This window comes from Acinetobacter sp. SM1B (assembly GCF_003289665.1).
In the GTDB taxonomy this organism is placed as follows: domain Bacteria; phylum Pseudomonadota; class Gammaproteobacteria; order Pseudomonadales; family Moraxellaceae; genus Acinetobacter; species Acinetobacter schindleri.
The window spans coordinates 1-15,277 of sequence record NZ_QMBM01000002.1; the positions used below are offsets into that span (position 1 = coordinate 1).

Consider the following 15,277-nt stretch of genomic DNA (forward strand, 5'->3'; position numbering starts at 1 on the left):
GGCAGAGTAAAACTTGAAGTGCGACATAAACCACCTAATTAATTTAAAGGGTTTATGGAGTATATAAAATTGTCATACCATCATCTTAACTTTGAAGATCGTACTGCATTAATGCTTGAGTCAAGAAAAGAAGGCTTTTCAGCCAGAAAATTTGCTGAACTCATTAAAAGACATCCTAGTACGATCTATCGTGAGCTTAAAAGAAATAGCATCAATGACGTTTATCAAGCTCGATATGCTTCTGATAACACCTTCGCTAGACGTAGACGTGGTCACAGAAAACTCAAAATCGATTCAATCCTCTGGAAATTTATTGTTGAAGCGATCCGTTGTTTATGGTCTCCTCAGCAAATAGCAAAGCGTTTAAAGACATTTCCTGATTTGGATCAAACAATGAATGTAAGCCATACAACGATTTATTCAACGATACGAGCATTACCAAAGGGTGAGTTGAAAAAAGACTTATTATCCTGTCTGCGTCATGAAAATAAAAAGCGAAAAGCTAACGGTGAACCTAAAAAAGATTCTATATTACAGGATATTAAAACTATTCATGAGCGCCCAGCCGAAGTTCAAGAAAGAAAAATACCGGGTCATTGGGAAGCTGATTTAATTAAAGGTAAAGACAATAAAAGTTCGATAGCAACACTTATTGAACGAAATACACGGCTCTGTATCTTGGCAACATTACCTGATGCAAAGGCAGAATCAGTGCGCAAGGCTTTAACTGAAGCTCTGAAATATTTACCTGCAGAACTGCGTAAAACGTTGACCTATGACCGTGGACGCGAGATGGCAGAACATAAAATACTTGAAGAAGATTTAGGCATAGATGTATATTTCTGTGACCCACATTCACCCTGGCAAAAAGGCACATGCGAAAATATGAATGGTTTAATTAGGCAATATTTACCTAAAGGGATTGATTTAAATCAGGCAGATCAGCATTATTTAAATCAAGTTGCCATGTCACTGAATACTCGTCCTAGAAAAGCGTTAGATTGGCTTACACCATTAGAGAAATTTGCTCAGCTTGTTGATTATCATAAGACTTTTCAAACTGTCGCACCTCATGTTTGAATTCGCCCTTCTTTAATTTAATATCCAAAAGCTTACCAATACCAACTTCCTTATGATCGAAATAATTTTCATCAGTAATATTATTAATTAAAGAAATATCATAGCTATCTTTTGTTTTAAATTTCATTCGATTAAATCTTTGAATAGCTACTCTAACTATAGAATTTTTAGGAAGGGTGTTTTCTGTTTCCTTACACTCTAAAATCAGATAATTATCTGTCTTTAACTCTTTTCTTAAAATCTGAACACGATCAGCTTTACCTTGAATATCGCCATCAGCTATTAGCAACATTTCACTTGCGACCGCTTTAGCACTAAGCCCTTTATCTTCTAATTGATCTGCGTAATCGTCGCTAAAGCACCAATGTACTAAATTACTCCCTGCATATTCTACAAATGTGTAGTGATAATTCGGCATAAAGCGACGGTACTTTTTATAAAGTTCTTTATTCGATTTCTCTAATTCAGCTAAATATTTTTCCATATATTTAGTGATATAGAGCCGATCGGTAATGCCTTCAACCCAAATGGTGCAATTGGCTAGATATACAGAAGAAGGTCTTACACCTAATGAGGCAAGTAAGTCACGATCACGGTCACAACGATAAATTTTAAAGTCAAATTTGCTTTGATCATCATCTTTCGGCTGTTTTACAAATTTTTGAATCATGACTTGATCAGATTCATCAGCCATATCTAGTAAATGATTTGAATGTGTAGTAAAGAAATAATAATGAGGTGTTTCGTTTAAGTAGAAATTCATCAATTGACGAACCATACCAGCATGCATGTGAAGTTCAGGTTCTTCAATAAAGAATGCATGTGTTTCAGTATTTCCATTTTTATCTTTGCTTTTTATATAAGCTTCATAGGTTAGGATAATTGCTTGTTGCAGACCATCACCTAATTCGAATAAAGGTCTTTGAGCATCTTTACCAATTTTTATATTCACAACGTCCTGGTCATGCTTGGGAATAAGTGAAACAGGTTCGTTATCAAAAAAATATTGGCTTAATTTGTCTTCGTAATTTTTTATCAATTCACGTTGTTCAGGCTCACCTAGAAGATGAATTTTAAGTTCGTGGTATAAACATTCACCTGTAATAATATTTTGGGAGTTGAACTTTTCTTTATCAGGGAAATAATCTTTTTGGGCACGTTCAATGTAAGGTTGTCTATTTACCTCTTCTGTCACAGGGCGCATGCCGCGAAGAATAGGGATATATAATTTTGAATAAGATTGCAAATATTTATCTATAGTATCGGAGATTCTAACAGTAGCATCATTTTTGGTGAATCGAAATTTAGAAATTTCCTCTTTTAAATTATATAATGATTTAGGATCAAATTGTTTTGGTAGACTATCTAGTTGTTTTAATTTATTTAATAAATCAGCTTTATTAGAACCACCGAAATGACTGTTGTTACCTATTAGAGTGCCATTGGTAGAATTAACTATAGGATAAATTTCAGCATAGAAGTCATTCTTATTATTTACATCATTATAGTCATTTATCTTATATTTTGATAAAAAAAGCTCTCTCAGAAACCTACTTTTTCCTGCATTATTTTTACCAATAAAAAAATTAAGTCTTTTGATTTCTATAACTTCTTTATTCTCTGTGTCTGTATCATTATCTGAAGTATAGTCTTCTAAATTTTCTGCCCAATAATATAATTTTTCTGTCATAAAAATGCCCCCAGATATAGGTGCTAATTTAGCAGTAATTCATCACTTTTCAAATGAGTTATAAAATAGTGATTGATCATCTGGTTGGTCTTTATTTTAGAAGAATAACACTTAGATAGATAACGGTCTGAATCACTCAGCTACACTTTGATGCACACTCGAACCCCAATGGTGCAAAGTGGCCTATTTTTTAGCCGCACTTAATAAAATTAAATCATCCTTATTCTGGCTTATATATATGTGGTCGATTTTAAAAGCATTCTACTTAAATCTATTCTATTTTATATTGTGGCACGCTTAATGCATTTATTTATATACAACATAAATAGAGGAGAGCAATACACTTGATCACTCATAATCACAAACATCGGTTAACCATTCATGTATAAAAAGAATAGCAAGGACATGAGCAATCAAAATGGAATAAACCGGTGAAATACAAAACTTACTTTTGCTTTAGAACAAGCCCCATTTCAATGTTATGGGGCTTTTTTTCGCCCTTTTAAGCAAGTTTATTTACCTCATCCAAATAACTAAAAATTGGCACGCTTTCTGCATTTTCCTAAGTAATACGAAATTCTGGTTTTGTAATATCCACAGGAGATGCACATGAACAATCCGACATCAAATAAAAAAATGCATCCATGGCTTCACTTTCTGGTTGAGCTGCTCAGCGTACGTGCAGGCTTTCACATTAAACAGTCTTCCCAATATCAACCCAAGGATCAACATCGTGCCTAAACAAAAATTGGCACGGATCAGTATTACCGTGCCAGAAACAACGCTACATGCGATGGATCAAAAAATTGTCGAGCAGCACTATGAAAGCCGCTCGCAGGCCATTGTCGATATGATTAACCGCCACCTGATTGATGATCTGGTGATTCGCGATGAAGTCATGGTTGGCACGCTTACCTTGCTCTATGACGTCAGCTTGAAACCGCTGCGCAGTCAGCTGGTCGATCTGCAGCAGCAGTATCTGGCACAAGTGATCAATTCGCTTCATATCCAGCTGGATGATGAAAAAATTCTGCAAGTCATGCTGATGCAGGGCGCGAGCAGTGACCTGAAAGAAATAAGCGAACAATTTATTGCACTGAAAGGCGTGATTAAAGGGCATCTCGAACTGATGGATACCGTCATGCCACCCATTCCACAAAATACCGAACACACTTAAGGAGAACAGCTGTGCACAACTTATGGACTGTACAGGACTGGCAACACGCCTACCAGAATAACAATATCCAGCTTAGTGACCTGATTGAGTATGTTGCCGGATTGAATAATGACGATCATGCCTGGATTTCAATTGCAACAGCAGCACAATTACAGGCACAAATTGATGCATTGACTGGCGCAGATAGTGCAAGCTTGCCACTTTATGGGGTGCCATTTGCAGTCAAAGACAATATTGATGTTGCAGGGTTCTATACCACAGCAGCATGTAAAGAGGCAGCTTATCTGGCGACTTCCGATGCAACAGCAGTAGCCAAATTAAAAGCTGCCGGCGCGATTGTCGTGGGAAAAACCAATCTGGACCAGTTTGCGACGGGTCTGGTCGGTGTGCGCTCCCCATACGGCGCGGTGAAGAACAGCTTTAATCCTGAATATATCAGTGGTGGTTCGAGTTCGGGTTCCAGCGTGGTGGTAGCCAATGGATTAGTACCATTTTCACTGGGTACAGATACTGCAGGTTCAGGACGTATACCAGCAGGGCACAATAACATTGTCGGACTCAAACCGACCAAAGGCTGGTTTTCGACTACAGGCCTGATTCCGGCTTGTCGCACCATCGATGTGATTTCGATTTTTGCATTAACGGTGGATGATGCCTGGCAGGTGGCGCAAGTCATGCAAGGCTATGATGCCAGCGATGATTATTCCAGAATGCATCCTCAGAATGAACCGAGCCAATTTTCAAAAGGGAAAATTGCCATTCCGGATACACTCGAATTTTATGGCGATGCTGAAACTGAAAAAGCATTCCAGCTGGCGATCGCACGTGTACAAAGCTTGGGTTATATGGTTGAGCCGATTGATTTTGCTCCATTTCAACAACTGGCAGCGGCCTTGTATAACCGCTCTTGGGTGGCTGAACGTACCAGTGCCGTGGAAAAAATGGTGCAACGCGAGCAGACCCATCCGGTCATTGGCCAGATTATTGCGCAGGCAGACCGGTTCAATGCGGTCGATGCCATGCAGGATGAATATGAACGCGCTCGCCTGAGCCGTGTTATTCAAAATACACTGGCAGATTATGATGCCTTGATGGTGCCTACTGCACCCACCATTTATCGCATTGCAGAAGTAGAAGCGGATCCTCTGGTCAAAAACAGCCACATGGGCGCTTATACCAATTTTGTCAATTTTGCCGATCTGACAGCTTTGGCGCTACCAAATAGCATTCGTGCCGATGGTCTGCCAACGGGCGTGACCTTTATTGCGCCAGCCTGGATGGATGAAGCACTGGCCAAATTCGGGCAAAAATGGCAGCAAGCAAGCCAGTTAAAGTTGGGCACATCTGAACTTAGCTATGAAAAAATAACTGAAATCTCATCGGGTCACAACGTCAAACTGGCTGTCGTCGGTGCACATCTGACCGGTATGCCACTGAATTTTCAGCTGACCACACGTGGTGGCACCCTGATCAAGCAGACCCGGACTACTTCGCATTACAAACTCTACGCTTTAAAAAATACCACACCGCCAAAACCTGGCCTGCAATACAACGCGAAAGGCTTTTCAATTGAAGTAGAGGTCTGGGACATTCCGCGTGCACTGTTCGGGGACATTGTTGCAGAAGTTCCGGCACCTTTGGGGATCGGCAATGTCCAGCTGATTGATGGTACTTGGGTCAAAGGCTTTATCTGTGAAGGCTATGCACTTGAAGATGCAACAGATATCAGTCATTTCGGTGGCTGGCGCGAATTTATAAAATCTAAACAACTTTCAAATACCAAATTTAAATGTGAATGCATAGGGGAAGTCGCAAAATGATCAAAAAAGCACTGATGTCCGTTTCCGTACTGTCTGCAATCCTTTTAAGCGGTTGTGACAATACCGCTAAAGTACCTGAACCAAATGCCAAGGCAGAAGGGAGTTTGACTACTCAGCCCATCCGGATTGGTTATAGTGACTGGCCGGGATTTGTGGCCTGGCAGGTGGCGATTGAAAAAGGCTGGCTGAAAGATGCCGGAGTTAATGCCGATTTTAAATGGTTTGACTATTCTGCTTCACTTTCAGCTTTTGCTGCCAACCAGCTGGATGCAGTCATGGTCACCAATGGTGATAATCTGGTCACTGGCTCTGGCGGGACCAAAGGCGTGATGATCATGGCGACCGATTATTCGGCCGGGAATGATGTAATTATTGCCAAGAATGGCATTAACTCAATTGAGGATCTGCGCGGTAAAACGGTTGCAACTGAAAAAGGTCTGGTCGATCACTTGTTACTGTCCACTGCACTGGATGATGCCAAAGTTGGCCTGAATGAGGTCAAACTGGTCAATACCATGACCAATGAATTGCCACAGGTATTTGCCACTGCCGATATTGATGCGATTGCAGTATGGCAGCCAGTGGCAAATCAGGCACTATCTGCGGTGGCCGGTTCCAAGATTATTTTCACCTCTAAAGACAAGCCGGGATTAATCTACGACACCTTGACCGTGAATCCGACTCATCTGGAAGCCAATAAAGAGCAATGGAAAAAGGTGATTCAGGTCTGGGATAAAACCGTCAAATACATCAATGATCCGGCGACTCGTGAAGATGCTGCACAGATCATGTCTAAACGTGTCGGGGTCGATGCGAAGACCTATATGCAGTTCATTGATGGTACGCATTTACTTGATCTGGCCGCCAACAAGAAAGTCTTTACCAAAGGTGATGGTTTCGACTCGATCTATGGTTCCAGCTATCATGTGAACAAGTTCAATGTGGCCAACGGCATTTATACGACTGAAATGAACGTGGATGGCGTGATTGTTCCTACATTAGTACAAGAACTCAAATAGAGCATATCTCCTCATTCGGGAATATAATCTAGACCCATAAAAAATCCCCAGATTGGGGATTTTTTATTATCAGATTAATATCAAAAAATTAAAGCTGCGTACTTTTAGAAAAGACATTGATAAAAATAATGCCAATAATCATGAATGCCAGCCCGATCAGTGCAGGAAGATCCAGTTGCTGTTTAAATACCAAGAGACCAACCGTTGAAATTAAAATAATGCCGGCTCCTGACCAGATCGCATAAGCAATGCCCATCGGAATGGTTTTCATGGTCAGTGACAGGAAAAACAGGGCAATGGCATAACCAAAAATGGTAGCAAGCGAAGGCCAGAACACACTAAAACCATTAGAGGCTTTCAATGCAGAAGTGGCAATGACCTCTGCTATAATGGCAATCGACAGATATAAAAAAGACATATTTCTCCCTATAACACCCGTTCTGCATGTTGCATCAGGTGATCCTGTTCTGACTTCAGCCAGCTTTCAGCTTGTGTAGTCGTGGGGGTTGTATATTGAAATTGGTAATCTGGCTGGTATATATCCAGCTCAAAAATCAGGTCAATGTCGCGACCATCTAAAATGACATGCTGAACCAGACTGCTTCCATTGAGAACTTCAAAATTTTCCAGGTTAAAAGCTTTACCTGTCTCACTGCTGCAGGTGCTGTAAGTTTTAGCTTGACCATCAGTCCCGATAGAAACCTCAAAACTTTCCAACAAGGCAAACACGGTCGGATCGACAGCTTTCAAATCCATTTGAGCAACTGCACTTTGCACTTCAGGCAAACGCGTCAGGGCATAGGCAATATGATTGCCACAAATAATCACGCCACCATCCATTTCCAGTTTTTGACCGGATTGACCTTCAAACGCAGACTGAAGACGCAGGCCTAAAAATAAACCGTGCTGTATCTGTTGGCGCCAGTCTTCGACATAAACATTACTGGGTGAAAATTCCAGAATGCAGTTGCCAATCGCATGCAACCTGGCTGGTTCCGGCCACTGCACATGATTCTGGTAATTGGCGTAGTCTTTCACGTCCCAGGACAAGAGTTGGCTAGCGTTATCCCAAAACGTATTGCCAATCCAGCCTTGGCGTTCCTGAACCGCAGTTCCCGTCTGGCTTTTTAGACGAAGATCAATGGTAAAACTGTGCGACTGAAACCAGTACACAATGGTATTTTCATCAGTTAGGCCATTATAAAAACTGATGCTTTTACGCCGGAAAGCTCCGTATAAAAAGCCCGGAATAATCTCTGGCTGAGGGATAGTGGGCTTTAAAGTCTTAATCACTTCAAACAGATTCATGATGCTGTCTCCGCCTGTTCTTCAAGTCCAAAAGAGGAAAGTGGTACAGCATTTTTTAAGACCAGCTCACCGCTAGCGACGCGCTGTTTTAAATATTGAAAGGTCTGGGCGGTCTGATTAAACAGATGCTCGCCCCCGATCAGGGCAGAATATTTGGAATTTTCAGTGTGAATAACCGGTTCAATCACGGTGTCATAATTGCAGGCGCAAAACAGCGGGAATGAATAACGTTCTTCAGAGACCTTTTTCACGCGGTGCTTGGTGGCGAGATATTTACCATTTGACAGAATTTCCATCATGTCACCGATATTCATTACCAGTGTGTTTTCAATCAGGGGAATGTCGATCCATTCACCGGCTTTATTCAAAACCTGTAAGCCGGGTGCGGTGGGTAACAGTAAGGTAAAGCATTCGTAATCGGTATGTGCGCCAATGCCTTCGGCGTCTTTCACTTCCGGATTATAGGGATAATGAATCAAGCGTAGCTGACTTGGTGCATCAGTAATTTTGCTTTCAAAAAAGTCCTCACGAACGCCCAACGCCAGTGCAAAGGCAGAAAAAATCTGCCGGCTGATCTCACGCAGATGACTATAGTATTGGCTGACAATAGACTTGAAATCCGGATGGTCTGGCCATAAGGTTGGCCCCAGTAAAGGACAGTCTTTTCTTACCCCCTGATAATCATAATTGACATCATAGGCTTCTTTTAAATCATAACTGTTGCCGGCAAACTGTTCTTCGCCAATCGGCACATAGCCACTATGGTTTTTTGATTTGCCAATATAGTGCTGCATTTTGATGTCCAGATCCTGAGAAAAATAGGACTGGGCCATTTCAATCAGGGTTTTAGCGTAGTCAAAATTAAACTGGCTACCTTGCAGATAGAGAAATCCAACTTCTTTACAGGCATGATCCAGAGCATTTGCTACTTCTACACGATCGGCTAAATCCGGACTTTGCAATTTTGAAATATCAACCAGTGGGAGTACATATTGCGCTTGCATGACAATCACCTCTTATGTTGGTCGTCCAACACAGCGATTAAAACCTTCGGGTCGTCCCAAATGCATTTTGGATAAGATTATTTATTGCTGCTGACCTTGGTCATACGCGGAATGACCGGCAATTCTGCCAGTGCCGGATCCAGTTCATCTTCTTCAGCATGCACCAGATAATCGACACGTTGTCTTAACTGTTTAAATTCAGGACTAAGCATGACGTCTGGATGGCGTGGACGAGGTAGATCAACTTCAATAATTTCCTTGATTTCACCCGGATTGGCTTTCAGTGCAACAATACGGTCGGCCAGTAAAATCGCTTCATCCATATCGTGGGTCACAAAAATAATGGTAATGTCGATGTTTTGCCAAAGATCCATCAAGTGGCGTTGCATTTTTTGTCGGGTATGCGGATCGAGTGCCCCAAACGGTTCATCCATCAGCAGGATTTTTGGCTCATTGACCAAAGCCCGGGCAATCGCGACACGCTGTTTCATCCCGCCAGACAGCTCATGCGGATACTGGTTTTCATACTTTTCTAGACCAATAATATTGATCCATTCGCGTGCCTGTGCTTCGGCCGCCGCACTACTTTGGCCTTTCATGCGCGGACCAAACATGACATTTTCCTTGACGGTTTTCCATGGAAATAGGGTATAGCCCTGGAACACCATGCCACGCTCCGGACTTGGGCCGGTAATGGGCTGTCCATCCACCAGAATCTCACCACTACTATAAGGATCCAGACCGGCGACGACACGGCTAAAGGTTGACTTGCCGCAACCGGAAGGACCAATCACACAAATAAATTCACGCTTATGAATTTTGAGATCAAGGGCATTTAAAACCGTACGTTCGGTTTTGCCATGACTGAATTTTTGCGTCAATTGCTTTGCTTCCAGAATCACCGGACGGCTATAAATCTTGTCAAAGTATTCGCGGGTATTAAATTCAGTGTTTTGCATCAGTTAGCTCCCGGTTTCCATTTAAATAAGCGTTGTCCCAGTTTCATTAAAATCACATCACACAGCAGACCAATCACCCCAATAATCAGGATCGCGGCAAAGACATTATCAAAGTTCTGATAGCGGGCTTGCTGGGTAATAAACCAGGTGATCCCGGATGTACTGCCAATCAGTTCTGCTACGATTAAATAGGTCCATGCCCAACCCAACAGTACGCGTAGATTACGGTAAATCTCTGGCATAGCTGCTGGAATCACCACATAAAACAGGCTTTTGAGTTTATTGGTGCCTAGGGTAAAACCGGCTTCAATCAGGCTGCGATCCACCAGACGTGTGGTATTGGCAATAATCAGGATTTGCTGGAATAAAGTTCCAATCACAATGATGGCAATTTTGGGTGCATCATTAATGCCAAGAATGGCGACAGCCAGTGCACCAAAGGCTGGAGCAGGCAAGTAACGGAAAAATTCGACAAAGGGTTCAGTCAGCTGGGAAACTTTATTGGAGAATCCACATAAAATGCCAAGTGGAATACCGACCAGGGAAGAAATAAAGAACGCAGTAAACACCAGCTTGATACTGTGCCATAGACTTTCATGAAACCAGGGCGCATTGGCCTGAGCAGGCTCTGTGGTAAAAGCCGTGACCAGTGCAATGGCAACTTCATGGGGTGCAGGCAGATAAATCGGATTCACCAGAATACCTTGCGGCGGAGCCAGACCCTGATCTACCGCAGACTGGGCAGCAGAAAAAAACAGGTTTTTATCAATACGACTATCCACCTGTAAATAGGCAACACTACCTGAATCCGTAATCTGGACTTGTGGATGCCAGATAAATGGCAAATAGCTGACTGCACACCAGATGAGAATTGGTATTAAAAACGACCCCAAGCCAAACAGTAACTTATTTCTGTGACTGAGTTCACGTGCAACGTAACTCATAGTGTTGCCCCTCAATATTACAAATTTTATAAAACGTAATACTGACTAAGCAAAATGGATGCCATGATTAACTAAAATCTTCAATTTGATAAAAGAATCTGATATTCAAAAATCATTAAAAAATAAAGTTTTTGACTTACTTAAATTAACCTTCTGGTTACGTATAAAAACATAAAACATAGCATTTCAGTCTTTATTGGTTATTTTTTGATCCAAACTATTTCATATCTTTACATTGGTTTAATTCAGTTTTGTTTTTCTTTAAGGTATTGCTCACTTCTTAACTCATTGAATTATAAAAGGGGAGCAATGCTAGAATTTAAAAATCAAATCGTACACGGCGCAATTTTCGATATGGATGGAACCATGTTTGATACCGAACGCTTGCGCTTTCAAACCTTGCAACAAGCTTCACGTGAGCTGATTGGCATTGAATTTTCTGAAAGTTATTTAATGCAGTGTTTGGGCCTTAGTGCTCGTAGTGCAGAGCAATTGGCTAAAGAGCGTTATGGAGAAGATGTACCTTATGCCGAGATTCGTCAACGTGCCGATGTGCTGGAACTGGAGCACGTGCGTCAGTACGGCGTTCCGATTAAAAAAGGTTTATTACAAGTGCTGGAACGCCTGCGCAAAGCTGGTCTGAAAATGGCGGTAGCCACCTCAAGCCGACGTGCGATCGCAGAAGAATATTTAATCAATGCCAATGTCTATAAGTTTTTTGATGTACTGGTCTGTGGCGATGAGATTAAACAGGGGAAACCTCATCCGGAAATTTTTATCAGTGCAGCCGAAAAAATCAATTTAAGTCCGGCCCAGTGCCTGATGTTTGAAGATTCTGAAAATGGTCTGCGCTCTGCCTATGATGCAGGCGGGATGACGGTGCTTTTCAAAGACATCAAAACACCGAACGAGTCGATGCTGGCACAAGCCCAGTATTATTATGAAACGGTCGAAGATTTCTTGACGGAACTGAACCAGTTTGTTCCGGTTCTGGACATGCCGGAACTGGAGACCACTTTTCCGCAAACACTGAATCAGTTGACGGTCGGGATACACGGTTTTGGTGCAATTGGGGGCGGTTATCTGGCTCAGGTATTATCACACTGGGATGGATACACTCGTCCGCGCAAAATAATTGCTTCGACACGTAATCCGCTGTATCAATCAAGCGTCAATGCTTTTGGTACTTATTGTATCCGCTATGGACAGAATTCGTTTGATCAGCGTATTGAAAATATGAGCGTGATTGATGCACATGATCTGGAACAGATGCAGAACATGTATATTGAATCCAGTCTGGTTGCCATTTGCGTACCTGAGGAAGCACTGGTTTCTGAAGCGGAGGTCATTGCACAAGGTTTATACGCACGTTATCTGACTTATGAGCAGCAGGATCAACCACTGACAGTGCTCATTATCCTGAATAAAATCGGTGCTAAACAGAAGGTGATACAGCAGATTCTGAACAGTCTGCGACGGATTACCGATGAACAGACTGCACAGAAGATTATGGATCAGCATTACTTCTGTGACACCGTGGTCAACCGTATGGTGTCCAAGCTATCAGACCAGAAACTGTATCGTCAGTTGCGCATTAAATACAACATGTTCAAGCAGTACCAGCTAGATGAAGATCTGTCCACCGTTGATCTGGATGATTCAACCGCATTGAATGCCGAGCAGGAACATCAGGCAGGTCTATATATAGAAGACCTGCGCCGTAACTTCCAGCCGAGTCATATCCTGCAGTCGATGGATCTGATTCTGTTTAATGCTGAAACGGATATGCCGATTTATGTAGAAAATAACAGTCCCTTACTGGCGAAAATGCGGCAGATGATTCTGGTGGATGATATTGCCAATATCCAGCTGATTAAAAACCGCTTATGGAATGGCGTACATGCGATGATGGCTTGGTATGCCAGCCTGCGTGGACATCCGACTATTGGGATTGCCATGTCAGATCAGGCAGTCAGAAAATTTATGCACCAGTCCTTAGCTCAGGTGAAACATAGTCTATGTTACCAGATTCCAAAACATGCCTCAGATCTGGAACGTCTGGCTCAAAGCTTTAGTGAATCTTGTGCCCATGCTTATCAGGACCCATGCGCACGTGTAGGTCGTGAACCCCTCAGAAAACTTGAGCACAATGAGCGGGTGATAGGCTCGTTGGCGACCTTGCTCAAATATAGCTTGCCTTTTGATGTGGTTTTAAAAGGAGCAGTGCTCGGTTATGTCTATGCGCTGGAGCAGGGCGAATGCGAGCAGCAGGAACTGTTGATGCATTTGCAGATCCAGTTAAGACATATGGCATTAGAACCGCAGCTCTATGAGATGTTGTATGACGAAATGGCACAATTCATCAATCAGATCATTGCTGGAAAACTGTCCTTGCAGAAATTCATGCAACTGAATTTACAACAGGCATTCAGCTGAATAAAACGTTAAATCTAAAAGACCCAGAATTTTCTGGGTCTTTTTTTATGGAAATAGGCAATGTTTTAAACAGTAGTCGCTTCTTGCTGATAAATACAGGATTGCGCAATCTGTTTTTTCTCGGCTGCGGTCATTTCAATATCTTCCCATTTTTCCATTTGCTGCAAGAGCCAGCTAAAATCTTCCAGTTTGGGTTGGGCACTTTCACCATGCATATTACGGATAATTGTCTGAATCTTATGGAAGTCATAAACATGCTGATGATCAGAGCATTCAAACTGGATAATCTTATAATCGACCAGCATCTCCCAGACTTCAAACAGGTCAGTTCTCTGTTGCAAATCGGCCTGGGCTTTCTGAATCGCAGTCACTAAAGCTTTTAAGGTCAGTGGATGTTGTTCTGCCCACTCCTGACAGACTGCTAGTACTTTGTCTGCCACTGCAGGAATAATATTTGGGCTGGAGACCACAATAAAACTATGACCTTCAATCTGTGCCTGTATATTCCACGGCTCACCCACACAAAAGCCATCAAAGACATGTTGGGCAATACCTTTCACCATCGAGGGCGGTGGCGAGGTTAGCATATGAAAGTTTTTAGCCAAATCTGGATCGGTCAATGCCAGCCATTCACGTAAACAGAAATGATGGATTGAATATTTATATACATGCGCCAGATTCACACGTTTATTTTCTTTCAGGGCTTGCACGACTTTTTGCGAACTGGTTTTTTCATCGACATCCGGATGTAAATCCAGCGCATAGCAAAGATCCTGGCGCAGACTTATAAAGGCCTGATTAATACTGAGCACCAAAGGCGTTTGCAGATTGGCTTTCAGTTGATCCTGACCAAGTGCCGCGGCTGGCAACATCGCAGACAGGCAGTGCGCGACATCAAGGAAACCATAAGCCAGACGGTCACGCAGACTGGCCCATGAAGCTTCCCGGATCAAGTTCACATTTAAACCTTGTTCCTGAAAATAACCCTGTTTTTCCGCCCATAAGATTGCGACACAATCGAGCAAAGGAATAAAGCCGATATTAATTTCATGCTGTTCCAGTTCAGACATTTTCTTCTCCTTATTTGCCCGATAACAGTTTTTGTGCATCCAGCAGACGTCTTGCCATTTCGCCCAAAGTTATGCGGTGACTCATGGCATTTTTGCGCAGCAGAGCAAAAGCCTGTTCTTCGCTCATGGAATGCAGTTGAATCAGCAAGGATTTAGCTTTGTCGATGTCACGGCGGTCTGCCAGCTTATCTTGGGTTTCCTTGAGATCATTCAGCAGTTTTTTATGCTTATGGAATTGCTCAATGGAAATCTCCATGATGCTATTCAGCTTGCTCGGATCAATACCATCAACAATATACGCCGTTACACCGGCATCAATCGCGCTTTTGATGGTGTCCTTGTTGGAGTTCTGGGTAAAAAGAACCGTAGGTAATTCATAATGGCTGACGCAGCTTTCGATAATGTCTCGATGCGGGTGATCCATATTCAATAGAATGACATCTGCCTGCAGATTCTTGACATGCGCCATACTCAGATCATGGACGATCAGGCAGGCAACGACGATAAAATCATGCGCAGTTAATGAATCCTGAATAAATTCAGCACGCTCGGCATTGTCATCAATGAGTGCAATTTTAAGTTTTGGCATATTACAGCTTTATTTTGATCCAATGATCGGTACATCTTGAACGGATTTATATGCAATTTTTGCGCCATTTTTATGCAACGTTAAGCAGAGTTTTCTGTATTTTTATGATTCCTTTTTGTGCAAAAGCTTTGAAACAGTGCAATTCCATCAATGTCGTAGGGGATTGCAATGCTTATAAATA

General features: G+C 42.2%; 14 protein-coding genes. 6 read left to right on the forward strand and 8 right to left on the reverse strand.

All coding sequences use genetic code 11. The annotated features are described in order from the left end of the window. The first annotated feature begins 111 nt into the window (after positions 1 to 111). Complete coding sequence (locus C8322_RS12730) at positions 112 to 1,080, forward strand: IS30 family transposase (RefSeq protein WP_014538385.1); 969 nt, start codon at positions 112 to 114, stop codon at positions 1,078 to 1,080. Here C8322_RS12730 and C8322_RS12735 read toward each other — a convergent pair. Further along, positions 1,007 to 2,770, reverse strand: coding sequence for an ATP-dependent nuclease (locus C8322_RS12735; RefSeq protein ID WP_213065971.1), 1,764 nt, complete (start codon positions 2,768 to 2,770; stop codon positions 1,007 to 1,009). The genes C8322_RS12730 and C8322_RS12735 overlap by 74 nt on opposite strands. A gap of 609 nt (positions 2,771 to 3,379) precedes the next feature. Between C8322_RS12735 and C8322_RS14695 the strand changes: the two genes are divergently transcribed. Genes C8322_RS14695 through C8322_RS12750 form a run of 4 tightly spaced genes read left to right on the forward strand, consistent with a single transcriptional unit; the run spans position 3,380 to position 6,786 of the window. Beyond that, positions 3,380 to 3,511, forward strand: a complete 132-nt coding sequence (locus C8322_RS14695; RefSeq protein WP_004647016.1) for a hypothetical protein — start codon at positions 3,380 to 3,382, stop codon at positions 3,509 to 3,511. Beyond that, positions 3,504 to 3,947, forward strand: a complete 444-nt coding sequence (locus tag C8322_RS12740; protein ID WP_004809412.1) for a CopG family ribbon-helix-helix protein — start codon at positions 3,504 to 3,506, stop codon at positions 3,945 to 3,947. Before C8322_RS14695 ends, C8322_RS12740 begins: the two co-directional genes overlap by 8 nt. Before the next feature lie 11 nt (positions 3,948 to 3,958). Further along, positions 3,959 to 5,767 (forward strand): allophanate hydrolase, encoded by a 1,809-nt coding sequence (gene atzF / locus C8322_RS12745; protein WP_004809411.1) that lies wholly within the window; start codon positions 3,959 to 3,961, stop codon positions 5,765 to 5,767. Then, a complete protein-coding gene (locus C8322_RS12750; protein WP_004809410.1) occupies positions 5,764 to 6,786 on the forward strand; it encodes an ABC transporter substrate-binding protein in 1,023 nt (340 codons plus the stop codon). Before atzF ends, C8322_RS12750 begins: the two co-directional genes overlap by 4 nt. Before the next feature lie 88 nt (positions 6,787 to 6,874). Here the strand turns inward: C8322_RS12750 and C8322_RS12755 are convergent, their stop codons facing one another. The 5 genes from C8322_RS12755 to C8322_RS12775 form a co-directional block, all read right to left on the reverse strand. Next, positions 6,875 to 7,204 carry a DMT family transporter gene (locus C8322_RS12755; protein ID WP_004809409.1) on the reverse strand — a complete coding sequence of 110 codons (330 nt, stop codon included), beginning with the start codon at positions 7,202 to 7,204 and terminating at the stop codon, positions 6,875 to 6,877. Between the two features lie 8 nt (positions 7,205 to 7,212). Then, positions 7,213 to 8,094: a hypothetical protein gene (locus C8322_RS12760; protein WP_004809408.1), complete on the reverse strand. Its 882-nt coding sequence runs from the start codon at positions 8,092 to 8,094 to the stop codon at positions 7,213 to 7,215. Next, positions 8,091 to 9,098: an isopenicillin N synthase family dioxygenase gene (locus tag C8322_RS12765; protein WP_004809407.1), complete on the reverse strand. Its 1,008-nt coding sequence runs from the start codon at positions 9,096 to 9,098 to the stop codon at positions 8,091 to 8,093. The genes C8322_RS12760 and C8322_RS12765 overlap by 4 nt, the downstream gene beginning before the upstream one ends. Positions 9,099 to 9,175: 77 nt before the next feature. Beyond that, the gene (locus C8322_RS12770) at positions 9,176 to 10,057 is read right to left on the reverse strand and encodes an ABC transporter ATP-binding protein (protein WP_004809406.1); all 882 of its coding nucleotides are present in this window, start codon (positions 10,055 to 10,057) and stop codon (positions 9,176 to 9,178) included. Continuing rightward, the gene (locus tag C8322_RS12775) at positions 10,057 to 11,001 is read right to left on the reverse strand and encodes an ABC transporter permease (RefSeq protein WP_004809405.1); all 945 of its coding nucleotides are present in this window, start codon (positions 10,999 to 11,001) and stop codon (positions 10,057 to 10,059) included. Before C8322_RS12775 ends, C8322_RS12770 begins: the two co-directional genes overlap by 1 nt. Positions 11,002 to 11,310: 309 nt before the next feature. Here C8322_RS12775 and mtlD point away from each other — a divergent pair, with 309 nt between their 5' ends. Next, entirely contained in the window at positions 11,311 to 13,437 is a 2,127-nt protein-coding gene (gene mtlD, locus C8322_RS12780) for a bifunctional mannitol-1-phosphate dehydrogenase/phosphatase (protein ID WP_111810755.1), read from the forward strand. A 65-nt stretch (positions 13,438 to 13,502) separates the two neighbouring features. Here mtlD and C8322_RS12785 read toward each other — a convergent pair whose 3' ends face one another. Together C8322_RS12785 and C8322_RS12790 are read right to left on the reverse strand one after the other, a co-directional pair. Then, positions 13,503 to 14,507, reverse strand: coding sequence for an ABC transporter substrate-binding protein (locus C8322_RS12785; RefSeq protein WP_111810756.1), 1,005 nt, complete (start codon positions 14,505 to 14,507; stop codon positions 13,503 to 13,505). Between the two features lie 10 nt (positions 14,508 to 14,517). Next, positions 14,518 to 15,096 carry an ANTAR domain-containing response regulator gene (locus C8322_RS12790; RefSeq protein WP_111810757.1) on the reverse strand — a complete coding sequence of 193 codons (579 nt, stop codon included), beginning with the start codon at positions 15,094 to 15,096 and terminating at the stop codon, positions 14,518 to 14,520. Between the last annotated feature and the right edge of the window lie 181 nt (positions 15,097 to 15,277).